We start from the raw sequence: 318 nt of genomic DNA, 5'->3' as shown, positions 1-318 counted from the left end.
GTTGTTGTCATACAGCGGCAGCGCCAACGCAGGCTCCGGGAAGCGCTTCGTGCCGGGATAACACGCGCAGACAACCGATGGCCATCCACCCCTTCATGCCGGGACCAGGCACGTCCAATGGCCGTTTTACTGACGGGCTGCCCCATCGCCCAGATAAGCCTGGCCTGTTTACGCTCCGTTTCAGGCTTCAGCGCATCATGTGCCGTCTTTATGCTGCCCTCCGGCCTTTTGACCGCATCGACCCATTTCTGCGTGCCGTCCGTGTAAACCTGGACGTGTTCCCTGGTACGGGACGCCGAAATGTAAAAGGCACGTTTC

Annotated in this window: 1 pseudogene; it reads right to left on the bottom strand. The window is 59.7% G+C overall.

Annotated features, from left to right (window positions below):
• Positions 1-318: pseudogene (locus ENTHG_RS00245) on the bottom strand (conjugative transfer relaxase/helicase TraI domain-containing protein); the annotation flags it as partial.

The organism is Phytobacter massiliensis JC163 (assembly GCF_000321045.1).
Taxonomy (GTDB): domain Bacteria; phylum Pseudomonadota; class Gammaproteobacteria; order Enterobacterales; family Enterobacteriaceae; genus Phytobacter_A; species Phytobacter_A massiliensis.
Note: the sequence above shows the minus strand (reverse complement) of the source record. Positions and strands in the feature narration are given on the sequence as shown.